Source organism: Gordonia amarae NBRC 15530, assembly GCF_000241345.1.
Taxonomy (GTDB): domain Bacteria; phylum Actinomycetota; class Actinomycetes; order Mycobacteriales; family Mycobacteriaceae; genus Gordonia; species Gordonia amarae.
The window spans coordinates 145,256-170,820 of record NZ_BAED01000046.1 but is presented as its reverse complement, the minus strand read 5'-3'; the positions used below and the strand labels follow the sequence as shown (position 1 = coordinate 170,820).

The following is a 25,565-nucleotide window of genomic DNA, read 5'->3' as shown; positions in this document are numbered from 1 at the left end:
CCTGGTCAGCCCGCGATGACCGCCGCGATCGAGGTGGTGGGTTGCAGATCGATGCCGGCGTCGGAGAACGTGCCGCGGATCAGATTCCAGATGGCCGACTGCAGGAAACCGCGGAGGGTGTCGGCGTCGATCGCGTGGTCGGGGTTGGCGAGCCAGCGGTTGACCGTGGCGTCGACGAGTCCGACGACGCCGTAGGCCAGGGATTCGGCGAGGCCGGTGTCGACGCCGTTCGCGGCGAGCACCGCGCCGGCCAGGCCCGTCACCCGGGTCGCGATGTCGGCCTTCGCCTCGGTGACCGTGCGTGCCCCGACCTCGCGGCGGGCGCGGGAGCCGATCGACAGGAACCGGTGCAGCCGCGGATAGTCGACGATCCAGCGGATGTAGCTGTCGACGGCGAACGCGATGGCCTCGGTGATCGTTCCGTGCGGGTCCAGTGCCGGGTCGAGACGTTCGGACAGATCGCGCAGGATCCGGACGCGGAGCTGTTCGTCGAGGTCGGCGCGATCGGTGAACACCCGGTAGACGACCGACCGGGGCACCCCCGCGCGCTGGGCGATGTCCCGGACGCTCGCGTCGGCCCCGTCCTCGGCGACGACGAGCATCGCCGCGTTCAGAATCGCCTCGCGACGCTGCGTCTTGTGATCGTCCCAGCGGGTGGCGCGTCCGTCGGGCGCCGGCTCGGCATGAACCTCGTTCCCGGACATTCGTCATATCCTAGCCGGTTGCCTGACCGGCTCCTCCCGATCTTGACCGGACATGGTGTCACAGATACTGTTGCCGTAACACTGTGTCCAATACATTTACGCAAGGCGTTCCGCACCGCAAGCGCATCCGCACAGAAGGGACGTGCCCATGTCCACAGCCCTGCACCGCACCTCAGGTGTCGCGACCGCTCCGGCTCAGTCCGAGACCGTCAGCACCGTCGACGCCGGTCCCGACGAGGTGTCCACCCGGCTGCTGGTCTCGTCGGCCCGCCTGTCCCGCAACGCGATGACCGAGATCGACTGGTCGGCACCGCTGGATCCGGGCAAGTACGGCTGCAGTCCGGAATGGTCGTCGCTGTACGGGACCGCGTACTGGGACGAACTGACCGAGGCGCAGCGCGTCAAGGTCACGCGCCACGAGTTCTCGTCGATCATGAACATCGGGATCTGGTTCGAGATGATGCTGCAGGAGATGGTGATCCGGGATCAGTACCTCGGCGACTACCACACCCCGGAGTTCCAGTTCGCGCTCACCGAGATCGCCGACGAGTGCCGGCATTCGATCATGTTCGCCAAGGCGTCGGCGGTACTGGCCGGGACCTCCTATAAACCCAAGGCACGCATCGCCCGGATGGGGCGGATCTTCATGGGGACCGCGAAGAACGAGGTCGCCTACGCGGGAATCCTTGTGGCCGAGGAGATCCTGGACGTCTTTCAGCGTGGCTGCATGCGCGACGAGCGGGTGCTGCCGCTCGTGCGCACAGTCAACGAGATCCACGTCCTCGAGGAATCGCGGCACATGAGGTTCGCGCGCGAACAGGTGCGTGAATCGATGAAGAACGCGGGGCCGCTGCGCCGGCGGTTCAGCGCCTATGTCACCGCGCTCGGTGCGTCGATGGTCGTGGTGAGTCTGGTGCAGCGCAAGGCCTTTGCCGACGCCGGCCTCGATTCCTACCGGGCGATGGGGGAGATGAAGGCAAACAAGCACTTTCACGCGATGATCCGCAGCAGTTGCGTACACCTGATGGAGTTTCTCGACGAGGTCGGCCTGCTCACCCCGGCGGCCGCCCGCATCTACCGGAAAGCGCACATGCTCTGACCCGTGGCGCAGCGCGGGCCGTCCGGGCCGGGCCCGGACCTATTGTGGAACGCATGTCGACGCCTGAACCCGCGGATTTCCGGATGCATGTGGTGGCCGAGTCGATCCGGTTGTTCGCCGAACGGGGGTACGAGTCGACGACCGTCGATCAGATCGCGGAGGCCGCGGGGGTGTCGCGGCGGACGCTGTTCCGGCAGTTCCGGTCGAAGGAGGATGTGATCTTCGCCGACCACGAGGCGCTGCTGGCCGGGGTCGCGCAGCGGCTCGCCGACAGTGACGGCGATCCGTACGAAGCGGTGTGCGCCGCTGCCGCGTCGGTGTTCGAGCATTTCCGGTCCGCCCTCGACCTCGCGGTGCGGCGGTACCGGGTGGTGGCCGAGGTGCCCGCACTGCGTGAGCGTGAGCTGATCACCACCTACCGCTACCAGCGCGAATTCGAGGACCACCTGCGGGCGCGGCTGCCCGGGGTGACGCCCGAGCGGCTCGTCGCGTTCGCGGCGGCGGTGACCGGTGTGCACAACTATCTGCTCCGCACGATGTTGCGCGGCGACGAGTCGGCGACGACCGCTCGGCTGCACGCCGAGCTGGCGCTGGTCCGGCGGTCGCTGGCACCGAGTGCCGATCCCGGCGGAGCGGACGAACCGCCGGCCGATCGGCGAGTCACCGTCGTGACCTACCCGGCGGGAACCTCGCCCGAGGACGTCGCGCGGCAGGTCGCGCGGCAACTGCGGGAAGCCTGAGGTGCGATTGCGCCACCCGGGAGCGGCTCGGCGCGCACAATGTGAGCAGGCCAGTATCCGTTGACATGGCACTCGGTGCCGTGTTCAACTGGAAAAGTTGATTTGATGGCACGCGGTGTCATTGCATAACCCCACAAGGAGTGACCATGGGTTTCGGCAACCCCGACTTTGACCTGTTCCAGCTGCCCGAAGAGCACGTGGCCCTCCGCGAGGCCATCCGCGCCCTCGCCGAGAAGGACATCGAGCCCTACGCCGCCGACGTCGACGAGAAGGCCCGTTTCCCCAAGGAAGCCCTCACCTCGCTGGTCGCCAACGGCTTCAACGCCGTCCACGTCCCCGAGGAATACGACGGCCAGGGCGCCGACTCCGTGGCCGCCTGCATCGTCATCGAAGAAGTGGCCCGCGTGTGCGCGTCGTCGTCGCTGATCCCGGCGGTCAACAAGCTCGGCACCATGGGCCTGATCCTCAACGGCTCCGACGACCTCAAGAAGCAGGTCCTGCCCGGCCTTGCCGCCGGTGAGGCCATGGCCTCCTACGCGCTGTCCGAGCGCGAGGCCGGCTCCGACGCCGCGTCGATGAAGACCCGTGCCCGCCTCGACGGCAACAACTGGGTCATCAACGGCAGCAAGTGCTGGATCACCAACGGCGGCGAATCCACCTGGTACACCGTCATGGCCGTCACCGACCCCGAGAAGCGCGCCAACGGCATCTCCGCGTTCATGGTCCACAAGGACGACCCCGGCTTCACCGTCGGCCCGCTGGAGAAGAAGCTCGGCATCAAGGGCTCGCCGACCGCCGAACTCTACTTCGAGGACTGCACCATCCCCGCCGACCGCATCATCGGCGACGAGGGCACCGGCTTCAAGACCGCGCTGCAGACCCTCGACCACACTCGCCCCACCATCGGCGCCCAGGCCGTCGGCATCGCCCAGGGTGCCCTCGACAAGGCCATCGCCTACGTCAAGGAGCGCAAGCAGTTCGGCAAGACCATCAGCAGCTTCCAGGGCGTCGAATTCATGATCGCCGACATGGCGATGAAGGTCGAAGCCGCCCGCCTCATGGTGTACTCATCGGCAGCCCGCGCCGAAAAGGGTGAGAAAAACCTCGGATTCATCTCCTCGGCATCCAAGTGCTTCGCCTCCGACGTCGCGATGGAGGTCACCACCGACGCCGTGCAGCTCTTCGGCGGTGCCGGCTACACCCGCGACTTCCCGGTCGAGCGGATGATGCGCGACGCCAAGATCACCCAGATCTACGAGGGCACCAACCAGATTCAGCGAGTCGTCATGAGCCGTGCTCTGCTCAAGTGAGCTGTTGAATTGAGCTGTGAGATGGGAATGAGCCCAAAGCCCGCGTCTTCCTCCCTCGTTCGGGGTCGCAGGCTCCCCGCTCACTCGGTCGTCCAGACGCGGGCGGCTCATTCCCATCTCACAGCGCGACCAAGATTCGGGGTTGCTTTGGCATGGGCCTGAATCGTGAGGTTTCCGGGCGGCTGGTCGTCGCTCTCCTCGGTGTGTTGCTTGTCGTCGCTGCCTGCGGAAGTGATCCCGAACCGCCCCGGCCGCCGGCGCAGGCGGCCGGGCAGGAGTATGTGAACCTCGGCGACAGTTATGCGTCGGGGACGGGAGTTGATCCGCTGCAACAGGATTCGCCGTTCTTCTGTCAACGGTCGGCGGGTGATTACGCGCGGATCGTGGCGGCCCGGACCGGGCGGGTGCTGACCGACGTCAGTTGCGCCCGGGCCACCACGAAGCACCTGGACACCGCCCAATACGACGGCGTGCCACCACAACTCGACGCGCTGTCGGACGAGACGGGCCTGGTGACCCTGATGCTCGGCGGTAACGACAACGGCACCTTCGGGACGTCGGTCAGCGTGTGCGGAAAGGCCGCGAAGACCGACCCCTCGGGGTCGCCGTGCACGGACGGGGCCGGTGCCGGGTTGCTCGGGCCCATCGACGCCGAGACCTATCCGGCGCTTGTCGGCGGCCTGCGGGAGATCCGCGAGCGCGCCCCGAACGCCGACATCCTCATCATCGGCTACCCGTGGATCATGCCCGCCACGGGCGGCTGCTACCCGGACATGCCGATCGCCGAGGGTGACGTGCCGTTCATGCGGGAACTCCAGACGCGGCTCAACTCCGCGGTGTCCCGGGCCGCAGCGAAGGCCGGCGTGACCTACGTCGACATGTCGAAGGTCTCCGACGGCCACGACGCCTGCGCGCCCGAGGGGGTGCGGTGGGTCGAGCCGCAGAGCAACCGGTCGGCGTCGGCGAACCTGTTCGGTGGTCTGCACCCCAACGCGGCCGGGCAGCGGGCCATCGCCGAGCAGGTCCTGGCCGCCCTGAATCGCCGATCCGGCGGCTGATCCGCGTCGGCAACGTGCGGTTTTAGTACCGTGTAGAAGTGAAACGCCGTTGTGGCGCCCGGAGTGTCGCGGGCTAAGGTGTGTGGCCGTGACAGGCGCCCCGTTTTCGCGGGGTGGTCCCGGGGGAAGCGATGCGGCGAAGGAGCACACCTGATGCGTACCCATCTGACGCGGAAGGCGGTCAGGGCGGCCGTCCTGCCGCTGGCGGCGGCGACGTTGTTCGTGGTGAGCGCGTGCGACGGTGATACCGCCGAGGACGCGGCGGCCTCGGCGTCGTCCGTGGCCTCGGCGAGCGAGTCGTCGGCAGGCAACCAGGTCAAGGACTCCACTTTCTTCTCGATGCTCGATATCGCGGGAGTGAAGGTGACCGACAAGCCCCGATTCGTGACGGCGGCGGTGAAACTGTGCGAGGCGATGGTGGCGGGCACCTCCTTCACCGATGCCCGATCTGCCCTGGACGTCGGACTCGACGAGGACGGCAATGCCAAGGTTGCCAGTGCGGGCATCGCCGCCTACTGTCCCGATCAGCAGGTCAAGATGGCGACCGGCTGACACCGGTTTCCGGTGCGCCGAGCTGTCGGTCGACTAGCCGACGCCCCCGGTAAGACGGGTATCGTCAGCTACTACCCATTGGCAGCACGGCAACTCCATATCAAAGGAAGACGCATCTCATGACCCGACGAAGCATCCGCTGGAGTCTGCTGCCGACCGTTTTCGGTGCCGTGCTGGTGTTCGGGGGCTGTACCACCGATGGCACGCCCGTCGCCGGTGACGACACCCGGGCGACGACCTCGACCACCGACACGGCAACCCCGGACTCGAGCACCCCGGACACGACGACCACAGAGACGTCGGCTCCGCAGACGTCAAGCCCCGATACGTCGGGCGGCGACTCGCCGGGCAGCAGCGGCCGTGGGCTGTCGGTGGAGAAGGAGAACGAGGTCTTCCTGCGGACGCTCAAACAGCTCAACGTGGCCGTGCCGGACGAAGCCCGGTACATCGCGGTGGGCAGGCAGGCCTGCACCGACATCCGTGGCGGGAAATCCTTCATCGACGTCGCACTCAACAATTCGCTGGGCCTGGGCCCGGTGTCCGCGGGGTCGCTCATCGGGGCCGCGATCGGCGTGTTCTGTCCCGATCAGCAGTCAAAGATCTCCGCGGGCGGTTGAGGGCCGTGCTCCTCTGATCAGTTGAGAACTGTTCGGCGAGAAGAACTTTCATTGCAAGTGGGTAATCCGGCGCGGATGTGCCGGACGGAGTAAATCAGGGGAGATCGATGGCGTTGCAACCGGGTTCAGAGTTCGCCGGATACACCGTGCTGTCCAAGCTCGGTCAGGGCGGAATGGGACAGGTGTACGTGGTCGAACACCCGCACCTGGGCCGCCGCGAGGCGATGAAGGTCATCTCCGTCAGCGGGGACCCCGAATTCGAGCGACGCTTCACCGCGGAGGCCAAGACCGCCGCCGCCCTCAACCACCCCAACATCATCACCGTCCACGGCTACGGCGTCGTCGACGGTTCGCCGTGGTTCACGATGTCCTACATCGACGGCCGCGACCTGGCCACCGAACGGCTGACCCTGCCCGAGATCGGGACCGTCGCCACCAAGGTTGCCGACGCCCTCGACTACGCGCACCGCAAGAACGTCATCCACCGCGACATCAAGCCTGCCAACATCGTCGTCACCCGGGACCCGGACACCAAACAGATCGACGAGGTGGTGGTCCTCGACTTCGGTATCGCCAAGCTGGTCACCGACGCCACCTCGATGACCGCCGCCAACATGGTGGTCGGCACAATGGCCTACCTGGCCCCCGAGGTGGTCTCCGGCAAGCCCGCGGGTCCGCGGTCGGACCAGTACGCGCTGGCCTGCACCACCTACCAGCTGATCACCGGCACCACCCCGTTCTCCGGTGACACCGCGCCGGCGATGATGATGGCGCACGCCACCCAGCCAGTGCCCCGCGTCAGCTCGGTGCGGCCCGACCTCGCCGCCCTCGACTCGGTGTTCGACACGGCGCTGGCCAAGGATCCGGCGCGCCGCTTCGCCGACTGCCGCTCGTTCGCGGCCGCGCTGACCCGTGCGCTGCAGGTGGCCCAGAGCAGCGCCCAGGGTGGTCAGCGGCCCGGATACGCCGCCCCGGCCCCGTTTCCGACACCCGGGCCGACCGCCCGGCCCGGTTCCTGGCCGTCCGGCCCGGCCAACCCGGTGCCCCCGCACTCGGGGCCCCAGAACCCGGGATTGCAGAACCCGGGATTGCAGAACTCTGGCCCGCATAGCCAGGGGCAACCCGGCCATCCCACGTCCGCTCCCAACAATCCGGTCCCGTCGGGTCCGGTGCCGCTCGGCGCGTTCGGGCCCGGCCAGCCTAGTGGTCCCCAGCAGAGCCCGTACGGCGCCTACGGCACGCCGTCGGGGCCGCATGGGTCGACACCGCAGGGCGGTCCCGCCGGACCCAAGGGCGACTCCGCCAAGCAGACCAAGATCCTGGCCGGCATCGCCGTCGCGGCGGTCCTGGTGATCATCGTCGCGCTCGTCGTCATCGTCGCCAAGAAGTCCGGCAGCGACGACGGCGACACCACCACCGCGGGAAACACCACCACCTCCAGCACCACGACGTCGGATACCACGACGTCCGACACCACGACGAGCACGACCGAGACCACCACAACCACCACGACGCCGACGACGTCGACCGGACTGGGCCTGTCCGACCAGCAGAAGGACAGCATCTTCATCAAGACGCTCGAATCCTCGGGCATCGCCGTCAACGGCAACGACGCCAAGTACATCTCCACCGCCAAGCAGGCCTGCACCGACATCCGGGGCGGCAAGACCTTCCTCGACGTCGCGCTCAACCTCAGCATGGGCAACGACCCGACCCAGAAGGGCACCATCGTCGGCGCCGGAATTGCCGTCTACTGCCCCGAACAGGAAAACAAGATCACCGCCGGGAATTAGAAGCGCATTCCGCACCGCCGGCACCCTTGGCACCATCAGGATTGGCACGTGAGGTGTTTGGTTTGGAACACTGGTCATCGTGACCCGCCCCGTAGCCTCTACTGCCACCCACTCCGCAGCGCTTTTCGAACGTGCGGCTCACGCGATCCCCGGCGGCGTGAACTCGCCGGTGCGGGCGTTCTCCGCGGTCGGCGGCACCCCGCGCTTCATCACCAGCGCCTCGGGCTGCACCCTCAACGACGCGGACGGCAACAGCTACGTCGACCTGGTGGCGTCGTGGGGGCCGATGATCCTGGGGCACGCGCACCCGGCGGTCGTCGAGGCGGTGCAGCGGGCGGCGAGCATCGGACTGTCGTTCGGCGCTCCCACCGAGGCCGAGGTGGAGCTGGCCGAGGAACTGATCGCCCGCGTCGATCCCGTCGAGCAGGTGCGGCTGGTGAACTCGGGCACCGAGGCCACCATGTCGGCGATCCGGCTGGCGCGCGGCTACACCGGCCGCGGCAAGATCATCAAATTCTCCGGCTGCTACCACGGTCACGTCGACGCACTGCTCGCCGATGCCGGGTCGGGGGTCGCGACGCTCGGCCTGCCCACCTCGCCCGGCGTAACCGGTGCCTCGGCGCATGACACGATCGTGCTGCCGTACAACGACCTGACCGCTGTCGCGGCCGCGTTCGAGGAGTACGACGGCCAGATCGCGGCCGTCATCACCGAGGCCGCCGCAGGCAACATGGGTGCGGTCGCGCCGGTCGACGGGTTCAACGCGGGCCTGCGTGAGCTGACGCGCAGGCATGGTGCGCTGCTGATCCTCGACGAGGTGATGACGGGTTTCCGGGTCAGCCCGGCCGGCTGGTACGGCCTCGAGGGCGTGGCCGGTGACCTGTACACGTTCGGCAAGGTGATGAGCGGTGGCCTGCCGGCCGCCGCGTTCGGCGGCCGCCGCGAGATCATGGCGCATCTGGCGCCGTCGGGGCCGGTGTACCAGGCGGGCACGCTGTCGGGGAATCCGGTGGCGGTGGCCGCGGGCCTGGCGACGCTGCGCCACGCCGACGCCGCTGTGTACGAGGCACTCGATGCCAACGCCGACCGGCTCGCGGCGCTGCTCACCGAGTCGCTGACCGCCGCGGGCGTGGCGCACCGGGTGCAGAAGGCGGGTAACCTGCTCAGCGTCTTCTTCACGTCGTCACCTGACGCGGTGACCGACTACGAAGCCGTCAAGGCGACCGAGACGTTCCGGTTCGCGCCGTTCTTCCATGCGCTGCTCGACGGGGGCGTGTACCCGCCGCCGAGTGCGTTCGAGGCGTGGTTCGTGTCCGCGGCCCTCGACGACGACGCGTTCGCCACCATCGCCGCGGCACTGCCCGCGGCCGCCGCCGCTGCCGCCGCGGCCACCGACCCCAGGGGGAACTAGATGTACACCGTTGTCCACATGATGCGCCACGGTGAGGTGCACAACCCCGAGGGGGTGCTGTACGGCAGGCTGCCCGGGTTCCGGCTGTCCGACACCGGCCGGGTCCAGGCCCGCAAGGTGGCCGACGCGCTCGCCGACCACGACATCGCCGCCGTGTTCGCCTCACCGCTGCAGCGGGCGCAGGAGACGGCCGCCCCGATCGCCGCCGCGCACGGACTGACGATCACCACCAACGACGAACTCATCGAGGCCGACAACGTCTTCGAGGGACTCAAGGTGTCGGTGGGCGGCGGTGCGCTGGGCAAGCCGCGGCACTGGCCCAAGCTGCGCGACCCGTTCACGCCGTCGTGGGGCGAGCCGTACATCCAGCTCGCGCACCGCATGCTGGCCGCGGCCACCACGGCGCGTGACGCCGCCCGCGGTCACGAGGTGGTGTGCGTGAGCCACCAGCTGCCCGTGTACACGCTGCGCCGGTTCCTCGAAGGCAGCAGGCTGTGGCACGATCCGCGCCGCCGGCAGTGCTCACTGGCATCGCTGACCAGCCTCATCTACGACGACGACGCGCTCGTCGACATCGTGTACTCCGAGCCGGCGGGAGCGTCGGATCCGCTGGTGACGGGTGCCTGAGAGAGTTTTCATGCACGTTCAGTCTCGTCGCGCCGGCCGGGTTGCCGCGCTGGTGGTGTCGGTCCTGCTGGCCGTGGGTGCGCTGGCCGGGTGCGGCACCGGTGACGATGCCGTCGCCCAGGGCGGCACCTTCCAGTTCGTCTCCCCGGGCGGCAAGACGGTCATCACCTATGCCGCCGCCGACCGCAGACCGGTCGCCGGAATGTCCGGTCCCGACGTGGTGACCGACGCCCCGCTGTCACTGTCCGACGCCCGGTACGCGGGCAAGGTGGTGGTGGTCAACGTGTGGGGCAGTTGGTGCGGACCCTGCCGCGGCGAGGCCGATGCCCTCGAAACCTCTTACGCCGAAACGAAATCCAGTGGCGTCGAGTTCCTCGGGATCAATCTGCGCGACGACCGGCAGTCGGCGAAGGACTTCATCACCGACCGCGAGGTGCGGTATCCGTCGATCTACGACTTCCCGGGCGCGACGCTGGCCGCGTGGAAGGTGCCCACCTCGGTGGTGCCCACCACAATCGTCCTCGACCGCAGGCACCGGCCCGCCGTCGTCTTTCTCAAGTCGCTCACCACCGACGAGTTGATCCCGGCGATCAAGCGCGTGGCGGCGGAGGAACCGGCCCCGTCCGCGGCTGTGGGTGCGCCGTGATCGAACTCACCCCGCAGGCCGCCGTCGGCGACACCTTCGCCGACACAGTGTCGAGCGGTCCGCTGCTGCTGGCGCTCGGCGCGTGCCTGCTGGCCGGGCTGGTGTCGTTCGCCTCACCATGCGTGGTGCCGTTGGTGCCGGGCTACCTGTCGTATCTGGCCGGGCTCGTCGGGGCGGAGGCGCCCGCGGTGAAGGTGGGGGAGCCCGCCAAATCCGGCCGCACCCGGGTCGCGATCGCGGCCGGGCTGTTCGTCGCCGGATTCACCGTTGTGTTCGTCGCGGCCACCGCCACCGTGCTGGGCGTGACCAGTACGTTCGTGCTCAACCACGATCTGCTGCAACGGATCGGCGGGGTGGTCACCATCGTGATGGGGCTGGTGTTCATCGGCCTTATCCCGATGATGCAGCACGAGTTCCGGTTCGCGCCGCGGCGGCTGCCCAACATCGTCGGCGCCCCGCTGCTCGGCGCGGTGTTCGCGCTCGGCTGGACACCGTGCCTGGGGCCGACACTGGCGGCGGTGATCGCGACGGCCAGCGGCACCGAGGGCGCGACCGCGGCCAAGGGGGTGCTGCTGATCGTCGCCTACTGCGCGGGACTGGGCATCCCGTTCGTGATTCTCGCCTTCTCGTCGGCGTGGGCGTTGCGCAGCCTCGGCTGGCTGCGCGAGCACGCCCGGGCGATCCAGATCTTCGGCGGCATCATGTTGCTCGCCGTCGGTTTCGCGCTGGTCACCGGACTGTGGGATCAGTTCATCGTGTGGGTGCGCGACGCCTTCGTGTCCACGACGGAGTTACCGATTTGAGTACCTCGACCCTGACCCCGCCGGCCAAGCCCGCCGGCAGACCCCCGACACCGCATTGGCTGCTGCGCCGGGTTCTCTGGCCGTTGCGGAATCTGTGGCGGTCGCTGACGTCGATGCGCACCGCGCTGGTGCTGTTGTTCCTGCTGGCGCTCGCGGCCATCCCGGGCGCGCTGCTGCCACAGCGGGAGCTGAACGAGCAGAAGACACTGCAGTACATCGATGACCACGGCACCGTGGGCGAGTGGATGGACCGGCTGCAACTGTTCGACGTGTTCAGTTCCGTCTGGTTCACCGCCATCTACGTGCTGCTGTTCGTCTCGCTCGTCGGCTGCCTCACCCCGCGGATGATCGAGCACGTCAAGAGCCTGCGGGCCAAGCCGGTCGCCGTGCCGCGCAACCTGGGGCGGCTGCCGCGGCACGAGACGTTCACCGTCGACGGTGCGCCCGGCGAGATCGCCGAACGGATCTCCGGCAGGCTCGGTGGCTGGCGTCGCATCACCACCGAACGCACCCTGAAGGACGGGACGAGGGTCGTCGAGGTGTCCGCCGAGAAGGGGTACCTGCGCGAGTTCGGCAACCTCGTGTTCCACGTCGCGCTGCTCGGCATCCTCGTGGCCATCGCGCTGGGCAAGGTGTACGGCTACGAAGGCACCCGCAGCCTCGTCGCCGACGGCGAGCAGGGCCTGTGCAACACCTCCACCGCCGTCTACGACTCGTTCCGGGCCGGCAGCCTCGTCGACGGCACCGACCTGTCGCCGTTCTGCTTCAAGGTCGACGACTTCTCGGCCACCTTCCTGCCCAACGGGCAGCCGTCGATGTACAACGCGAAGGTTTCCTACACCGAGGATCTCGCCGCCGGTGAGCCGACCGGCTGGAAACACAAGTCGATCAAGGTCAACGACCCGCTGCGGCTCGCCGGTGACCGGGTGTACGTGCTCGGCAACGGCTATGCGCCCACCTTCTCGGTGACCTTCCCGAACGGACAGAAGCGCACCCAGACGGTGCTGTTCATCCCGGAGGAGATGGCGACGATGCTGTCGTCGGGAGCGGCGCGCTTCGACACCCCGGCCGGCCTGTACCCCGACGAGGACGAACGCCGCAACAACCAGATCGCCCTGCAGGGCATCTTCGCGCCCACCGCCCAGTTCACCGGCACCGACGGCAAGCTGTTGCAGTCGTCGTCGCCGACCCCGAAGAAGCCGGCCGTCGCCATCGACGTCTACAAAGGCGACACCGGCCTGGACACCGGCCGCCCGCAGAACGTCTACCAGCTCGATTCCGACCTCATGCACCAGGGCCGGCTCAAGCGCGAGGCCCGCATCAACCTGGAGCAGGGACAGTCGCACACCCTCGCCGACGGCACCGTCATCGGCTTCGACGGCTACAAGCGCTGGGTATCGGTGCAGGTGTCGCACGATCCCGCCCAGAACTGGGTACTCGTGTGCGCCGTCGCGATGCTCGCCGGGCTGCTCGTCTCGCTGCTCGTGCGCCGCAGGCGGCTGTGGGCCAGGCTGGTGGAGGTGGCTGATGTCGACAACCCCGGAAAACGACGTACTGTAGTAGAGATTGCCGGGCTGGCCCGTACCGACCAGGCCGGCTGGGGCGAAGGATTCACCGACCAGGCCGCGGCACTCGTCGCCGACGACAACCGCCGCATCCGCGGCCTGTAGCCCCGCGCTCGACCTGCCTGAGCTTGACGAGGAGACCAGATGGATTCCAACGAGGTCGTCGTCCACATCGACGAAACGCTCGCTCGCTACTCCGATCTGCTGTTCGGCACCGCCATCACCGTGTACGTGCTGGCGATGTTCCTGTTCCTCTGGGCCCTGGGCAGCGCCCGCATCCGGCGCATCCAGTCCGCCGAGGCCAGACAACTCGTCGGCGCCGTCGCCGGCGGCACCTCCAGTGGCGTCCCCGACCTGACCAAGCCGGGCAAGCTGGAGGCCGCGCCGAAGCGGCCGTTCAGCGAGAAACTCGCCGCGATGGCCTACCCGGTCGTCATCGTCGGCGTCATCGCCCACCTCGCGTCCATCGTGACCCGCGGCGTCGCCACCGACCGCGCCCCGTGGGGCAACATGTACGAGTTCATCTCGCTCACCTGCGTCGCCTGCGTCATCGCCGGCGTCGTCGTGCTGCGCAAGCGTGAACACCGGCCGCTGCTGTCGTTCGTGCTGCTGCCGGTCGCGCTGCTGATGTTCATCGCGGGCAAATGGCTCTACACGCAGGCCGCGCCCGTCGTGCCCGCCCTCAAGTCGTACTGGCTGGCCATCCACGTCTCGGTGATCTCCATCGCCTCCGGCGTCCTGCTCGTCGCCGGTGTCGCCAGCATCCTGTACCTGATCAAGATGCGCTGGGGCGCCGCCGACGACGCGGCGGCCGAGCCGCGCACCGGTAAGGCGGCCGCGCTGCGCCGCATCATCGATGCCATCCCCAGTGCCGAGGTTCTCGACCGGCTCGCCTACAAATCCGTGGTGTTCGGTTTCCCACTGTTCGGCCTCGGTGTGATCCTCGGCGCGGTCTGGGCCGAATCGGCCTGGGGCCGCTTCTGGGGCTGGGATCCCAAGGAGACCGTCTCCTTCATCGCCTGGGTGATCTACGCCGCCTACCTGCACGCCCGCGCCACCGTCGGCTGGAAACACACCGCCGCCGCCTGGGTCAACGTCGCCGGCTTCGTGGCGCTGCTGTTCAACCTCTTCATCATCAACCTGGTGGTATCGGGCCTCCACAGCTACGCGGGATTGTGAGAGCTGGACGTCGGCGTCCAAGATGGTGATTGCGGTGTCGACGGCCCGTCGCCGCTTGCCGCGTGATGCTGCCGGTGTCCGAATCGCGCGTACGCTTGTGGAGGACATGGGAGGTCGGCTGTGACATACGTATTCGCGTTCATCGGCATCATCGCCATCGCGTATCTGCTGTGGCGCGCCTTCGGCCCCGCAGCCGGATCACCGGGCTCCGGAGGTCAGTCGGGCCGGGGCGGTAATCCCGTCGGCCCCGACGACGACCCTGACTTCCTCCGCGACCTGGATCGCCGCAAGCACGATTAGCGGGTTCTGAAGCAACGATTCGCCTGACGCCATGTAGGGCCTGTTGCGGGTGTCATCACCTCGCAACAGGCCCTACCTGGCGTCGACGAAATCTTGGCCGCGGAGTCGGGTTCGGAACGGAGCGTCGCCGCTCTGGACTGAGGAGCGCGAGGGAGCCTGCGACCGAGTGCGACGAGGGAAGAGTGGCGGTAAGCGCAGTGGAGAGGCCCGACTCCAATCAACTCCGCCGGTTGAGCAGGGCGACGACGTCGGCCTCGCGGAAGCGGCGGTGGCCGCCGGGGGTGCGGATGGAGCTGAGTACGCCGGAGCTGGCCCAGCGGGCAACGGTCTTGGGGTTGACGTTGAACATGGCGGCGACCTGGCCCGGGGTCAGGCTGTGCTGCGCCGCTACGCCGGGGGTGATGAAGTCGCCCTCGTGTACCTGTTCTGCTGGGGCGGTTTCGAGTGTGGTCACGGGTGTCCTCCCGACTGAATCATCGGTCCTGCCGGTGCCGGCGGGACCGAAACTATTTGGGGTGGCAGTCTGTTCGCCGGGACTTCGGGTCCGGTCCACGAACTGTGCGTTACATGAATACACGCAATTCGCCCAGGTACTCGAACAGTCAGCTAATGGTAAAGAAACGGCAAAATGGACTGGCGTACCCTGAACGGCGTGCGTAGTGATGGTCAGCAGCAGAATCAGGGCAGTGGAGCTGCCGGGACGTCATCAGGTTCGGGCACGGGGGGTTCGGGAACGGGATCGCTGGTCCGCGCGATGGTCCTCTACACGCTCGCGAGGCTGGCACTCGTCGCGGTGTTCACCGTGGTCATCATGTTCGTGCCGCGGCTGTTCGATGTGGAGGTGCCGTTCATCGCGGCGCTGGCATTCGGTGTGCTCATCGCGCTGCCGCTGGGCATGTTCCTGTTCAAGGGGTTGCGCACCGACGTCAACGCGAACATCGAGGCCGTCGACGCCGAACGCCGCCGCAAGCACGACGACCTGCAGGCGCGCTTGCGTGGTAAGTAAACCGCGTGGCAAGCAACCGAACGTCCGGTAGTGCGGGCTGGGCCGAGTCGGCCCTGGACATCGACCATCGCGGCGACAGGTCCTGGCAGCGCAACGCGGTGCGCCTCATCGAGGCCGACGCCCGGCGCAGCGCCGACACCCACCTGCTGCGGGTGGAACTGCCCGCGTGGTCGCGCTGGGCCGGCACGGACGGCACCGAGACCGGTGTGGAGCTGTACCTGAAGGACGAGAGCACCCATCCCACGGGTTCGCTCAAGCACCGGCTGGCGCGGTCGCTGTTCCTGTACGCCATCTGCAACGGCTGGGTCACCGAGAACAGCACGGTGATCGAGGCATCGTCGGGGTCGACGGCCGTCAGCGAGGCGTACTTCGCCAAGCTCATCGGGGTGCCGTTCGTGGCGGTGATGACCAAGGGCACCTCGCCCGCCAAGACCGCGCTGATCGAACGCGAGGGTGGCCGCTGCCACTTCGTCGACCGGCCCGGGCAGGTGTACGACGCGGCCCATCGGCTTGCCGACGAACTGGGTGGGCACTTCATCGACCAGTTCACGATGGCCGAACGCGCCACCGACTGGCGCGGCAACAACAACATCGCCGAGTCGATCTTCGCGCAGCTCGAATGCGAACAGCATCCGGTGCCGACGTGGATCGTGGTCGGTGCCGGCACCGGCGGCACGTCGGCGACGCTGGGCCGCTACCTGCGGTACCGCCGCCATCCCACCTGGCTGTGCGTCGTCGACCCGGAGAACTCGGTGTTCACCCCCGCCTACGAGGCGGGCGACGGCTCGGTGACCTCCGATGCCGGATCGCGCATCGAGGGCATCGGCCGCCCGCGGGTCGAACCGTCGTTCGTGTCCCAGGTCATCGACCGGATGATCCGGGTGCCCGACGCCGCGTCCGTGGCCACCGCCCGGCTCGTCTCCGACAGGCTGGGCCGGCTGGTCGGCGGGTCGACGGGCACCAACATGTGGGGTGCCCTGGCCCTGGTCGCCGAGATGGTCGCGCAGCGCCGCGCCGGCAGCGTCGTCACCCTGTTGTGCGACCCCGGCGATCGGTACACCCACACCTACTTCGACGACGCCTGGGTGGCGGCCCAGGGCCTGGACCTGGCGGGCCCGCAGGCCGTCCTCGACGAGTTCTTTGCCACCGGCCGCTGGCAGCTACCCGCGGTCGCACACGGCTAAGGTCTGCCTAAGGGCGCTGGGATACGATCCGCAGCATGAGTGAATCGGCACAAACCGGGCCCGCTGTTCCACTGGTGCAGGCCCGGGATCTGGTGCGCGAATACCGGATGGGTGAGCAGACGGTGCGGGCGCTCGACGGACTCGACCTGACGCTGCACGGCGGGCAGTTCGCGTCGGTCGTCGGCCCGTCCGGTGCCGGGAAGTCGACGCTCCTGCATGTGCTGGGCGCACTGGACACCCCCACGTCCGGAACGATCACCGTCGACGGGGTGGATCTCGGTTCGCTCGACGACGCGGCGGCCTCGGCGTTCCGGCGGACCCGCGTCGGGTTCATCTTCCAGTTTTTCAACCTGGTGCCGACGATGTCGGCGTGGGAGAACGTGGCCCTGCCGCGGCTGCTCGACAGTCAGTCGCTGCGCAAGGCGAAACCGCGGGCGGTCGAACTCCTGGAGCGGGTCGGCCTCGGCGCCCGCATCGATCACCGGCCGAATGAACTGTCCGGCGGGCAGATGCAGCGGGTGGCGATCGCCCGGTCGCTCATCATGGATCCGGCGATCCTGCTGGCCGACGAACCCACCGGCAACCTCGACTCCAAGACCGGGCAGTCGGTGCTCGAACTGCTCGGCGAGGTGGCACATGACCGGGACAGGAAGGCGGGGCGGCTGGTGGTGATGGTGACCCACGACGCGGGTGCGGCGGCGTTCGCCGACACCACCATCACCGTCCGCGACGGCCGGGTCGCCTGAGGCGATGAGCACACTGCTTGCGGCAGCCACCCGGATCCGCCTGATCAACCTGCGTGAACTGCGCACCCACCGGCTGCGGGTTCTCACCTCGCTGTCGGTGGTCGTGGTGTCCTCGGCGTTGCTGATCGCGGTGCTCGGCACCTACGGATCGATGACCGAGTCTGTGCGGCAGTTCAATTCGGCGATCAGCGGGGCGGCGAAGCTGGAGGTCACCGCGATCGGCGACGCCGGTCTGGACGCGGGGATCGCCGGCGAGATCCGGGCCGGGGTGCCCGGCGCGAGGGCCGTGGTTCCGATGGTGCGCGGTACCGCCCGGATCCCCACTGGTGCAACTGGTTCCGATCCGGGTGACGCGGACAGGTCTGTGCCGCTGCTGGGTTCGGACTTCAGGGTGTCGTCGCTGTCCGGTGATCTTCGAAAAGCCATGTCCCGCAGCGATGGCCAAGAAGAATTCAGTCAGGAGCAGCTGGCCGGCGGGGTGATCGCCGGCCCGGGTACCGGCCTGACCAAGGGTCAGCGGACCACCGTCAACGGGATCGGGGTCACCGTGCTCGATGTGGCCGGAGGTGACGGCCTCAACGCCGGCGGCTTCGTGTTCGCCTATCTCGGTCTGGCACAACGGCTCACCGCAAAGGAAGGCAAACTCGACTCGATCCTCATCGTGCCGCGCGACGGGGTGTCGACGGCCGACCTGCGCACCGCGATCAACCGCATCGTCGACGGCCGCGCCGTGGTCGTCGACCCCGGATTCCGGGCCAAGCAGATGGAGACCGCCACCTCGGTGACCCGCGACGCCACCCTCCTGGTGTCGCTGATCTCGCTGGTGATCGCGGCCTTCCTGGTGTTCAACACGATGAACATGGCCGTGGCCTCGCGGCGGCAGGCGATGGCGATGCTGCGGGCGCTCGGCGCCAAACGCGGCCACCTCGTGACCGATCTGCTCGGCGAGTCCGCCGTGTACGGCCTGGCCGGTGGACTCATCGGTGTTCCGCTCGGCATCCTCGGCGGCCGCGCTGCCGTGTCGGCCGGTTCCGGTGACTCGCACGGCGGCATGGTGACGCAGTACCACCTGCCGGTGAGCGCGCCGATTATCGCCGTGCTGGCGTGCGTGGTGGCGTGCGTCGCGGCGACGATGCTGGCCGCCCGGTCGGTGTTCACGGTCTCGCCCGTCGAGGCGATGTCTCAGGGCGAGGTGGCCGAATCGGCGTCGACCCGCGGTGTGCTCCGGTGGGCGGCTACAGTCGCCGGGCTCGTCGTCATCGTCGGGTCGTTCGTCGTGTCGCTCAACATTCCGGGCCGGCCGGCGATCGTGGCCGGCGCCGTGTACGCCGTCGGCGTGCTGCTGCTGTGCTTCGGGCTGACCGGTCCGCTGGTGTGGCTCGTCGTACGGGCGGCGCGGTGGTTCTCCGGTCCCGGCCGGCTCGCCGCCGTCAACACCGAACGCGCGCCGCGCCGCGCCTGGGCGACGCTGATGACCGTCGCGGTGGCCATCGCCGTGGGCATGGGCACCTCCGGGGCGCTGGCCAACATGGTCTCCTCGATGTCTGATTCGCTCGACGGGCTCGACGACCCCGACTTCTATGTGGCCTCACAGCCGCTCGGGCAACTGCCCACAGACCCGCTGTTGTCGGCGGCCATCGCCGGGCAGATCCGGCAGGTGCCGGGCGTGGCCGGGGTCGCCGACGGCCAGTGGGCCACGGTCAACGTCGGCGAGGCCCGGATCATCGTGCAGGGGCTGACCACCGACTCGCTCGCCCCGTTCATGAAGAAATCGCCCGCCGACGCCCGCCGAGCCATGCTGGCGGGCAAGGGCATGGTGTTCTCCAAGGTGCTGGCCCGCACCCTCGACGTCGAGGCCGGCGACACCGTCCGGCTGGCCACCCCCACCGGCTACCACGAGACCACGGTGCTCGCGACCGTCGACTATGTGTCGATGGACTCCGGCACCGCCGCGATGTCGCTGGACCTGCTGCGCGACTGGTTCGACCGGCCCGGCGCCACCTACCTGCAGGTGACGCTGACACCCGGCGCCGACGCCACACAGGTGCGGGCGGCGATCGAGCGGATCGCCGAGGAGAATCCGTCGGCAGGCGGCGAACCCGTCGACGTGCACAGCGGCGCCGAGGCTCTCGAATCGTCGAAGCAACTGGTGGAGCAGTCCGGTGCGTTCACCGTCGCGATCCAGTGGATCGTGTCCGGTGCCGCCGCGATCGCCCTGCTCAACACCCTGCTGCTGTCGGTCATCGAACGCCGCCGCGAACTCGGGGTGCTGCGCGCGATGGGCGCCTCCCGCAGATTCATCTCCCGGATGGTGCTCGCCGAGGCGGCGGCCGTCGCGATCGTCGGGTCGGCGACCGGCATCCTGGTCGGCGGTGTGCTGCACTGGCTGGCCGACAAGATCCTGTCGGCCACCACGTCCGTCGGCGTCGAATACTCGCCGCAGCCGTCGACGCTGCTCTTCGTCACGATCGCGGTGGGGCTGTGTCTGCTCGGTGCGCTGATCCCCGCGATGCGGGCCGCCCGGCTCAACATCAGTGAGTCGATAGCGCAGGAATAAGCCGGCGGCCCGAGAACAACCGGCGGTTCAGCTCGACTTACGCCGCGGTGCCGGGGGCCGCTGCGACGGGGGCAGCGGATGCACGGGACCGGTGTGCAGCCGCCGCACGAACGGCAGCGGCGCGGCGATGTGCCGGGTGCGGCGCTTACGCTGCCACCAGCGCCGCCTCGTGAATCCGGGGCAGCCGCACTGCGAGCAGTCCAGGCCCGCGCGGTGATGCTCGTGCGCATGGCGCGAATGGCCGCAGCCGGAACATTCTTCACCATCGTGCATACCGGCGAGTGTAGTCAGCCCGGCCGTTCGGCGGCGGCGGGTTTCAGCAGTCGTTAAGCCGGTTCACCCGCGAGATCGTCCGTTCGGCCGACCGGCTCGCCGTCGGTGCCGAACTCCAGCCGGACCGGTTCGGCGCCCGCGATTCCGGGGTCGATGACGACGGTCGCCAGCAACGCGCGCCCGGGCGGGAGGACCCGCACCACCACCGATCCCGTCGCCGCCGAATCGAGCGCACGGGCACACCCGGCGAGCACCGACGACCGCACCTGCGCGGGGGCGTCGTCGAGCCCGTGTGCGTCCACCATGACCACCTCGACACCGCGTGCCCTGGCCCGGGCCGCGGCACCCGAGGCACCCTTGTCGGCGGCGATGACCGGTGCCCGCAGTCTGTCGCGCAGCGACTCCTCGAGCCTGCGGCAGTGCTCACGTTCGGTGTCGGTGAGCGGTTCGGGCCGGGCGATCCGGTTGAGGGTGGGCCGCACCTCGGCGTCCAGGTACCGCATCTGCTCGCGGTTCTCCTCGAGGACGGCCAGGGCCGCCACCTGCGCCGCGTTCGACTGGACCGAGCGGTTGCGCAGTTCGTAGATGTTGCGGACGGCCGGCCGGATGGTCAGCGAGAACAGGGTGGCCGCCACCAGGCCCGCGATCGTGGTGGCCATGAGGCGGCCGGCCGCGCCGATCCCCTGATCGGTGGTGACCGTCCACACCACGCACGCCACGGTGCACCCGATCATCAGCGCCCACGCGGCGCCGGTGCGGCCGCGGATGCTCAGGTAGATGCAGGTCGCCGCCACCATCCCCAGTGGCCAGGTCTGTTGCGGGGCGGTCGTCGGCGCCGGCGTGGTGGTGAACACCACATACAGCAGCACCGGGACGGTCACCACCATCGCCGCCGCGATCGGCCACGGTAGCGGGTCACCCGGCGCGGCCAGCAGCGCCAGGCCGCCCAGGGCCAGCACGATCAGCAGCACGATGCTCGGCCACCGGGGATGGACGTCACCGGAGACCATGATCACCTGGACGGTCTTGGAGACCAGGAACAGCACGAGGACTGCCCACGCGGCGCGGGTGGTCATGCCCAGCAGGGACCGCACACCCGACTCGGTGTTTCCGGGGTCACCGGCGAGATTCTCAGGGTCACCGGCGGGCCGGCCGCGCCACGGGGCCCTCATCCGGGCACCACCCAGGACAGATGGACAGCGGTACCCGCGCCCGGCACCGACACGACCTGCGCGGCGCCACCGTCGAGCGCGCGGACGCGGCGCAGGACACTGACCGCCACACCCAGTCGATGTGGGGGAACCGCGGCGGGGTCGAAGCCGCAGCCGTCGTCGAGCACGTCGACGGTCAGCGATCGGGCGTCGGCCCTGAGCGTCACCTGCCGGGTGACGTCCGGCCCGGCGTGCAGGACCGAGTTGCGGACGGCCTCACTGACCGCCGCGTCGAGCACGTCTACGACTTCGGCGGGGATGGCCAACCCGGCGGCCTCGGGGCGGGTCAGGGTTTCGACCCGGGGCGACAGATCCACCGCGAGTGCCCCGGCGCGCAGTTGGGTCAGCGCGGCGCGTACCGGGACCATGGTGGCCGGGAGCGGCTGGGCGTCGAGCTTGTCGAGGGTGATCAGCGCCTGCTGCCGGACGCTCTCGACGTTGCCCTGCCTGCCCGCTGCCAGCAGCGTGGAGATCACCCAATCATGGAGCAGCGCATCGATTTTGCTTCGATGTGCTTGCCGGGCCAGCGTCGCGGCGGTCTGGGCCGCGGCCGCGTAGGTGCCGGTGCGGGTCTCGTCGAGCAGACGCGCGGTCCGCAGAGTCATCACCCCGGCGGCCACGAACAGCAGCGTGAACGACAGGGTGAACGCGACCGACAGCGGCAGCACCCCCGCCTTGTCGTCGGGGCGCGCCAGGTACTCGGTGGTGCAGGCGAGCACGACCGCCGCGCACAGATAGCCGATGGTCGCCCGGGCCGGCATGACGATCGCCGCTGCCAGCGCGGCGAACGCCGGCACCATCGAATACCACAGCGTCACCGGCGACGACTCGTGGTTCCAGGCGAGCAGCCAGGTGATCCCGGCGACGAGGTAGCCGTACGCCGTGGCCGTCGCGGCCAGTCGGGCGACACGCCGGTGCCGCCCGATCGCGGCGCCGAGCAACATCAACGGCGGCCCGAACACCACCGCCACCGCGGGCACCGTCCACCAGCGGCCGACCAGATCGGTGTTCGAGACGATCGACGGGCTGAGAATGATCAGGTACACGAGGTAGGAGCTGCCGACGACGATGCCGAACAGTCGCTCGATGCGGGTCTCGGCGGCATCATCGCTGATCGGGGTGTCACCGATCGGGATGTCACTGATCGGGATGTCGCTGTTCGGGATGTCACTGTTCGGGGTTCCCGCCATCGGGGCGGGGGAGGTGGCCGGCGTCATGGCATCGCGAATTCGAGTCGGGTGGCCCGGGATGCCGGCCCGGTCGAGTTGCCCGCGGGTGCGGTGCCCGAGTCGGGGTCGATCACGGCGGTCGCGACCAGGTTACGGCCCGGGGGCAGAACCCGGATGATGATCGACCCGGCGGTCACCGTGTCGAGGGCGTCGGCCAGCCGGTCCAGCACGTCCTCGCGGGCGGGACCGGTCACCTCGTCGAGGCCGTGGCCGTCGACCATCACGACGGTGACGCCACGGTCGCGCGCCCTGGCCGCGGCCCGCGCGGTGCGGTCGTGGTGGGCGAGGATCGGTGCCCGCAGGGCGTCGCGGAGCGCGGCCTCCAGCGCGAGACACTCGTCGCGTTCGGAGTCGGTGAGCGGGGCGGGCCAGGTGATCCGTTCGAGCATCGGCCGCACCTGGTGGTTGAGCGCGCGCATCTGTGCGTCGTGTTCGGCGACGGCGGCAAGGGAGGCCACCTGGGCGGCGTTGCGTTCGACGGCGCGCCGGCGTAGCTCGTAGATGCTCGCCGCGGCCGGACTGATGGTGAACGCGAACAGGGTTGCCATGAACAGTGGGCCGAAGTTGAGGGCGGCCATCGCCAGGCCCTGTGCGGCGCCGTCACCGTGTAGCTCTGTCCACAGCATGAACGTGCCCGCCACCAGGCACTGCACCAGCCACGCCGCACCGGCCCGGCCGCGTACACACATGTAGGTGGTGACCGCGGTGAACGCGCCGAGCTGCCATGTCTGTTCGGGGCGGGTGGGCGGCAGCGGCGTGTCGGTCAGCGAGGTGTAGACGGCGACGGGCCCGCAGATGGCGACGGCCGCCACGTACCAGTGGGGGAGCGGATCGGCGGGGATGGCGAGCAGCCCGGTGGCGGCCAGCGCGACCAGGACCAGCACCACCAGGCCGGGCAGCAGGGCGCTGCCGCTCCGGACGGAGACGATGAGCTGGGCCGTGAGCGCGACCAGGAAGAACGCGGCGACCAGGTGCGCGTTGCGGGTGTTCATGCCGAGTAACTCGCGGACATCGCCCGTCGAGATCTGCGCCGAGGGACCGGGCTGCCGTGTCATCGCGTCCCCGGGCGGCCGGGCGGCGGATACGATTCGGGGTCGGCCCAGTGCAGGTCGACGGTGGTGCCCTCGCCCGGGGCGGTGGTGATGCCGGCGCTGCCGCCGGGGAGTTCGCGCAGTCGTCCGAGGACGCTGACCGCCAGGCCCAGCCGGTGCGGAGGGACGTCGCCGGGGCTGAATCCGGCGCCGTCGTCGGCGACGGTCGCGTCGATGCCGCGGTCGGTGATGTGCAGTGCGACGGTGCGGGTGGTGCCGGGACCGGCGTGCAGGATGCTGTTGCGGACCGCCTCGCAGATCGCGGCGTCGATGACGTCGACGACATCGGCGGGAGGGTCGACGGCACCGGCGTCGACGCGGGCGGTGATCGCCTGAGTGAGGTCGACGTCGAGGACGCCGGCGCGTAGTTGCGCCATCGCGGTGGCCGCGGGCACCCGGGCCAGTGTGATCGGTCCCGAGTCGAGTTTGGTGAGCGTGACCGCGGCCTGCCGGCGGACGGAGTCGGTGTTGCCCTGTCGTCCGGCCGCCAGCATCGTCGAGATGACCCAGTCGTGCAGCAGCGCGTCGATGTGGCTGCGCTGGCTGCGCCGGGCGTCGGCGGCCGCGGCGGCCGCCGCCTCGGCGTGAGCGTTGGCCCGGGTCGCGTCCAGGATGCGCCCGGTGCGCACCGCGACGATCGCCGCGGCCAGGAACAGCAGCACGAACGAGAACGAGAACAGCATGGTGACCGTCAGGTTGTCGGTGTGGCCGGGCTCGCGGGTGAGGTGCTGGTAGATGTTGGCCGGGACGACGGTGGCGAACAGCGCGGTGAACGCCCAGCCCGGCGGCAGGGTGATGGCCGCGGCCAGCGCGGCGACACCGGGGATGGCCGGGAACCACAGGTGCTCGACCGGTTGTCCGTCCCAGGCCAGGCCGAAGGTGCAGGTGGCGACGATGTATCCGGCGGTGGCGCCGCGGGCCGCCCAGCGGGCCACCGTCCGGTGCCGGGTGAGCGCGGCCACGAGCAGCACGATCGCCGGGCCGAAGACCAGCAGCAGGGCCAGCGGTGTCCACCAGCGGTCCGTGTGGTGGGCGGTGTCGGCGACGGCGCCGGCCAACAGCGGCACGTAGCCCAGATAGCCGGCGCCGACGAAGATCGAGAACAGCCGCTCGATGCGGAGTTCGGCGGCGTGGTCGGGCCGCCCGGCGGTTACTTGCGCCGTCGCCGGGGAAACGGCAACCATCCGTCTTCCAGGGCTCGTCGGTACAGGTCGGTCTTGGTGGATGCGGGTCTGCCGAGCTCGGCGTACTTCTGCCGGATACGGCCGAGGTAGTCGTTGACCGTGTCCGTCGACAGCTCGGTGAGCGCGGCCACCCGGGCGGCCGATTCACCGGATGCGTACAAGCTCAGCACCTCGCGCTGCCGGGGGCTGAGTGCGGCGGCGGTGAACTCGGTGTCGCCGTCGACGGCCATCGCCCAGTCCAGCGACCGGACCATCTCGCCCCGGCACGCGGTGCGGATCGCGTCGACGATGACGGCGTCGCGTTCGGCCTTGTTGACCACCCCGAGCACCCCGGCCCGGGCGGCGGTGCGCACCAGGTACGGCTCCTCGCCGGAGGTGAACACGAGCACCCGGGTGATGCCGGCGGCGTGCAGATCGGCGACGTTGGCGGCGGGGGACGATCCGTCGGGCAGCCGCAGGTCGAGGATGGCCATGTCGATGCCCTGCCCGGTGTCCAGGAGTTCGCCGACGGTCGGGGCGGCCGCGACGATGTCGAGGCCTGGTTCGCCGTCGAGCAACTGGCGCAGACCGGTGATCACGACCGTGTGGTCCTCCACGATGCCTATCCGGCATGCGGTCATCGTTGGGTCCTCCGTCTCCCCCGGCGCGCCACCCCTGGGCGCGCGTCGCAGTGTTCGTCA

At 69.3% G+C, this 25,565-nt stretch carries 26 protein-coding genes; 18 read left to right on the top strand and 8 right to left on the bottom strand.

Features of this window, described 5'->3' with window-relative positions; all coding sequences use genetic code 11:
* Nucleotides 1-5 precede the first annotated feature (5 nt).
* Complete coding sequence (locus GOAMR_RS13085) at nucleotides 6-704, bottom strand: TetR/AcrR family transcriptional regulator (protein WP_005188338.1); 699 nt, start codon at nucleotides 702-704, stop codon at nucleotides 6-8.
* Between the two features lie 148 nt (nucleotides 705-852).
* On the opposite strand from GOAMR_RS13085, the gene GOAMR_RS13080 reads away from it, so the two are divergent.
* The 14 genes from GOAMR_RS13080 (at nucleotide 853) to GOAMR_RS13015 (ending at nucleotide 14,404) form a co-directional block, all read left to right on the top strand.
* A complete protein-coding gene (locus tag GOAMR_RS13080) occupies nucleotides 853-1,803 on the top strand; it encodes an AurF N-oxygenase family protein (protein WP_005188336.1) in 951 nt (316 codons plus the stop codon).
* Between the two features lie 53 nt (nucleotides 1,804-1,856).
* Nucleotides 1,857-2,543: a TetR/AcrR family transcriptional regulator gene (locus GOAMR_RS13075; RefSeq protein ID WP_040515227.1), complete on the top strand. Its 687-nt coding sequence runs from the start codon at nucleotides 1,857-1,859 to the stop codon at nucleotides 2,541-2,543.
* Between the two features lie 146 nt (nucleotides 2,544-2,689).
* The gene (locus tag GOAMR_RS13070) at nucleotides 2,690-3,853 is read left to right on the top strand and encodes an acyl-CoA dehydrogenase (protein ID WP_005188333.1); all 1,164 of its coding nucleotides are present in this window, start codon (nucleotides 2,690-2,692) and stop codon (nucleotides 3,851-3,853) included.
* Nucleotides 3,854-4,005: 152 nt separating this feature from the next.
* The gene (locus GOAMR_RS13065) at nucleotides 4,006-4,911 is read left to right on the top strand and encodes an SGNH/GDSL hydrolase family protein (RefSeq protein WP_005188329.1); all 906 of its coding nucleotides are present in this window, start codon (nucleotides 4,006-4,008) and stop codon (nucleotides 4,909-4,911) included.
* Nucleotides 4,912-5,064: 153 nt separating this feature from the next.
* Nucleotides 5,065-5,463 (top strand): DUF732 domain-containing protein, encoded by a 399-nt coding sequence (locus GOAMR_RS13060; protein ID WP_005188322.1) that lies wholly within the window; start codon nucleotides 5,065-5,067, stop codon nucleotides 5,461-5,463.
* Nucleotides 5,464-5,582: 119 nt separating this feature from the next.
* Nucleotides 5,583-6,080, top strand: coding sequence for a DUF732 domain-containing protein (locus GOAMR_RS13055; protein WP_005188319.1), 498 nt, complete (start codon nucleotides 5,583-5,585; stop codon nucleotides 6,078-6,080).
* 107 nt (nucleotides 6,081-6,187) lie between these two features.
* The gene (locus tag GOAMR_RS13050; RefSeq protein WP_005188317.1) at nucleotides 6,188-7,873 is read left to right on the top strand and encodes a protein kinase domain-containing protein; all 1,686 of its coding nucleotides are present in this window, start codon (nucleotides 6,188-6,190) and stop codon (nucleotides 7,871-7,873) included.
* Nucleotides 7,874-7,952: 79 nt separating this feature from the next.
* Nucleotides 7,953-9,284, top strand: coding sequence for a glutamate-1-semialdehyde 2,1-aminomutase (gene hemL, locus GOAMR_RS13045; RefSeq protein ID WP_005188314.1), 1,332 nt, complete (start codon nucleotides 7,953-7,955; stop codon nucleotides 9,282-9,284).
* Entirely contained in the window at nucleotides 9,285-9,911 is a 627-nt protein-coding gene (locus GOAMR_RS13040; RefSeq protein ID WP_005188304.1) for a histidine phosphatase family protein, read from the top strand.
* 10 nt (nucleotides 9,912-9,921) lie between these two features.
* Nucleotides 9,922-10,557 (top strand): TlpA family protein disulfide reductase, encoded by a 636-nt coding sequence (locus tag GOAMR_RS13035; RefSeq protein WP_005188302.1) that lies wholly within the window; start codon nucleotides 9,922-9,924, stop codon nucleotides 10,555-10,557.
* The gene (locus GOAMR_RS13030) at nucleotides 10,554-11,360 is read left to right on the top strand and encodes a cytochrome c biogenesis CcdA family protein (protein ID WP_085949058.1); all 807 of its coding nucleotides are present in this window, start codon (nucleotides 10,554-10,556) and stop codon (nucleotides 11,358-11,360) included. Before GOAMR_RS13035 ends, GOAMR_RS13030 begins: the two co-directional genes overlap by 4 nt.
* The gene (gene resB, locus GOAMR_RS13025; RefSeq protein ID WP_005188296.1) at nucleotides 11,357-13,030 is read left to right on the top strand and encodes a cytochrome c biogenesis protein ResB; all 1,674 of its coding nucleotides are present in this window, start codon (nucleotides 11,357-11,359) and stop codon (nucleotides 13,028-13,030) included. The genes GOAMR_RS13030 and resB overlap by 4 nt, the downstream gene beginning before the upstream one ends.
* A 39-nt stretch (nucleotides 13,031-13,069) precedes the next feature.
* A complete protein-coding gene (gene ccsB, locus GOAMR_RS13020; protein WP_005188292.1) occupies nucleotides 13,070-14,104 on the top strand; it encodes a c-type cytochrome biogenesis protein CcsB in 1,035 nt (344 codons plus the stop codon).
* Nucleotides 14,105-14,224: 120 nt separating this feature from the next.
* Nucleotides 14,225-14,404, top strand: a complete 180-nt coding sequence (locus GOAMR_RS13015; protein ID WP_005188288.1) for a hypothetical protein — start codon at nucleotides 14,225-14,227, stop codon at nucleotides 14,402-14,404.
* Between the two features lie 217 nt (nucleotides 14,405-14,621).
* On the opposite strand, the gene GOAMR_RS13010 is transcribed toward GOAMR_RS13015, so the two are convergent.
* Nucleotides 14,622-14,858, bottom strand: coding sequence for a BldC family transcriptional regulator (locus GOAMR_RS13010; protein WP_005188285.1), 237 nt, complete (start codon nucleotides 14,856-14,858; stop codon nucleotides 14,622-14,624).
* A 174-nt stretch (nucleotides 14,859-15,032) separates the two neighbouring features.
* Here GOAMR_RS13010 and GOAMR_RS13005 point away from each other — a divergent pair, with 174 nt between their 5' ends.
* Genes GOAMR_RS13005 through GOAMR_RS12990 form a run of 4 tightly spaced genes read left to right on the top strand, consistent with a single transcriptional unit; the run spans nucleotide 15,033 to nucleotide 19,897 of the window.
* Nucleotides 15,033-15,410 (top strand): DUF4229 domain-containing protein, encoded by a 378-nt coding sequence (locus GOAMR_RS13005; protein WP_005188282.1) that lies wholly within the window; start codon nucleotides 15,033-15,035, stop codon nucleotides 15,408-15,410.
* A 5-nt stretch (nucleotides 15,411-15,415) separates the two neighbouring features.
* Entirely contained in the window at nucleotides 15,416-16,594 is a 1,179-nt protein-coding gene (cds1, locus tag GOAMR_RS13000; RefSeq protein ID WP_005188279.1) for an L-cysteine desulfhydrase Cds1, read from the top strand.
* 35 nt (nucleotides 16,595-16,629) lie between these two features.
* Complete coding sequence (locus GOAMR_RS12995) at nucleotides 16,630-17,340, top strand: ABC transporter ATP-binding protein (protein ID WP_005188278.1); 711 nt, start codon at nucleotides 16,630-16,632, stop codon at nucleotides 17,338-17,340.
* A gap of 4 nt (nucleotides 17,341-17,344) precedes the next feature.
* On the top strand, nucleotides 17,345-19,897 hold the full coding sequence (locus tag GOAMR_RS12990; RefSeq protein ID WP_005188276.1) for an FtsX-like permease family protein: 2,553 nt from the start codon (nucleotides 17,345-17,347) through the stop codon (nucleotides 19,895-19,897).
* Between the two features lie 27 nt (nucleotides 19,898-19,924).
* On the opposite strand, the gene GOAMR_RS24810 is transcribed toward GOAMR_RS12990, so the two are convergent.
* From GOAMR_RS24810 to GOAMR_RS12965, 6 genes are read right to left on the bottom strand one after another with little or no spacing between them, the layout of a single operon-like run.
* Nucleotides 19,925-20,170, bottom strand: a complete 246-nt coding sequence (locus tag GOAMR_RS24810) for a hypothetical protein (RefSeq protein WP_138943713.1) — start codon at nucleotides 20,168-20,170, stop codon at nucleotides 19,925-19,927.
* 53 nt (nucleotides 20,171-20,223) lie between these two features.
* A complete protein-coding gene (locus GOAMR_RS12985) occupies nucleotides 20,224-21,342 on the bottom strand; it encodes a DUF8320 family protein (protein WP_005188274.1) in 1,119 nt (372 codons plus the stop codon).
* On the bottom strand, nucleotides 21,339-22,598 hold the full coding sequence (locus tag GOAMR_RS12980) for a sensor histidine kinase (protein WP_005188273.1): 1,260 nt from the start codon (nucleotides 22,596-22,598) through the stop codon (nucleotides 21,339-21,341). Before GOAMR_RS12980 ends, GOAMR_RS12985 begins: the two co-directional genes overlap by 4 nt.
* Complete coding sequence (locus GOAMR_RS12975; protein ID WP_050942709.1) at nucleotides 22,595-23,665, bottom strand: DUF8320 family protein; 1,071 nt, start codon at nucleotides 23,663-23,665, stop codon at nucleotides 22,595-22,597. Before GOAMR_RS12975 ends, GOAMR_RS12980 begins: the two co-directional genes overlap by 4 nt.
* Nucleotides 23,662-24,885 carry a sensor histidine kinase gene (locus tag GOAMR_RS12970; protein WP_005188268.1) on the bottom strand — a complete coding sequence of 408 codons (1,224 nt, stop codon included), beginning with the start codon at nucleotides 24,883-24,885 and terminating at the stop codon, nucleotides 23,662-23,664. The genes GOAMR_RS12975 and GOAMR_RS12970 overlap by 4 nt, the downstream gene beginning before the upstream one ends.
* Nucleotides 24,852-25,505 (bottom strand): response regulator transcription factor, encoded by a 654-nt coding sequence (locus tag GOAMR_RS12965; RefSeq protein WP_005188258.1) that lies wholly within the window; start codon nucleotides 25,503-25,505, stop codon nucleotides 24,852-24,854. The genes GOAMR_RS12970 and GOAMR_RS12965 overlap by 34 nt, the downstream gene beginning before the upstream one ends.
* Nucleotides 25,506-25,565 lie beyond the last annotated feature (60 nt).

What these genes read in the sequence shown, in the direction of transcription:
- GOAMR_RS13085 (WP_005188338.1), bottom strand. Translation starts at nt 704, where the DNA reads ATGTCCGGGAACGAGGTTCATGCCGAGCCGGCGCCCGACGGACGCGCC.
- GOAMR_RS13080 (WP_005188336.1), top strand. Translation starts at nt 853, where the DNA reads ATGTCCACAGCCCTGCACCGCACCTCAGGTGTCGCGACCGCTCCGGCT.
- GOAMR_RS13075 (WP_040515227.1), top strand. Translation starts at nt 1,857, where the DNA reads ATGTCGACGCCTGAACCCGCGGATTTCCGGATGCATGTGGTGGCCGAG.
- GOAMR_RS13070 (WP_005188333.1), top strand. Translation starts at nt 2,690, where the DNA reads ATGGGTTTCGGCAACCCCGACTTTGACCTGTTCCAGCTGCCCGAAGAG.
- GOAMR_RS13065 (WP_005188329.1), top strand. Translation starts at nt 4,006, where the DNA reads ATGGGCCTGAATCGTGAGGTTTCCGGGCGGCTGGTCGTCGCTCTCCTC.
- GOAMR_RS13060 (WP_005188322.1), top strand. Translation starts at nt 5,065, where the DNA reads ATGCGTACCCATCTGACGCGGAAGGCGGTCAGGGCGGCCGTCCTGCCG.
- GOAMR_RS13055 (WP_005188319.1), top strand. Translation starts at nt 5,583, where the DNA reads ATGACCCGACGAAGCATCCGCTGGAGTCTGCTGCCGACCGTTTTCGGT.
- GOAMR_RS13050 (WP_005188317.1), top strand. Translation starts at nt 6,188, where the DNA reads ATGGCGTTGCAACCGGGTTCAGAGTTCGCCGGATACACCGTGCTGTCC.
- GOAMR_RS13040 (WP_005188304.1), top strand. Translation starts at nt 9,285, where the DNA reads ATGTACACCGTTGTCCACATGATGCGCCACGGTGAGGTGCACAACCCC.
- GOAMR_RS13035 (WP_005188302.1), top strand. Translation starts at nt 9,922, where the DNA reads ATGCACGTTCAGTCTCGTCGCGCCGGCCGGGTTGCCGCGCTGGTGGTG.
- ccsB (WP_005188292.1), top strand. Translation starts at nt 13,070, where the DNA reads ATGGATTCCAACGAGGTCGTCGTCCACATCGACGAAACGCTCGCTCGC.
- GOAMR_RS13005 (WP_005188282.1), top strand. Translation starts at nt 15,033, where the DNA reads ATGGACTGGCGTACCCTGAACGGCGTGCGTAGTGATGGTCAGCAGCAG.
- GOAMR_RS12995 (WP_005188278.1), top strand. Translation starts at nt 16,630, where the DNA reads ATGAGTGAATCGGCACAAACCGGGCCCGCTGTTCCACTGGTGCAGGCC.
- GOAMR_RS12990 (WP_005188276.1), top strand. Translation starts at nt 17,345, where the DNA reads ATGAGCACACTGCTTGCGGCAGCCACCCGGATCCGCCTGATCAACCTG.
- GOAMR_RS24810 (WP_138943713.1), bottom strand. Translation starts at nt 20,170, where the DNA reads ATGCACGATGGTGAAGAATGTTCCGGCTGCGGCCATTCGCGCCATGCG.
- GOAMR_RS12985 (WP_005188274.1), bottom strand. Translation starts at nt 21,342, where the DNA reads ATGAGGGCCCCGTGGCGCGGCCGGCCCGCCGGTGACCCTGAGAATCTC.
- GOAMR_RS12980 (WP_005188273.1), bottom strand. Translation starts at nt 22,598, where the DNA reads ATGACGCCGGCCACCTCCCCCGCCCCGATGGCGGGAACCCCGAACAGT.
- GOAMR_RS12975 (WP_050942709.1), bottom strand. Translation starts at nt 23,665, where the DNA reads ATGACACGGCAGCCCGGTCCCTCGGCGCAGATCTCGACGGGCGATGTC.
- GOAMR_RS12970 (WP_005188268.1), bottom strand. Translation starts at nt 24,885, where the DNA reads ATGGTTGCCGTTTCCCCGGCGACGGCGCAAGTAACCGCCGGGCGGCCC.
- GOAMR_RS12965 (WP_005188258.1), bottom strand. Translation starts at nt 25,505, where the DNA reads ATGACCGCATGCCGGATAGGCATCGTGGAGGACCACACGGTCGTGATC.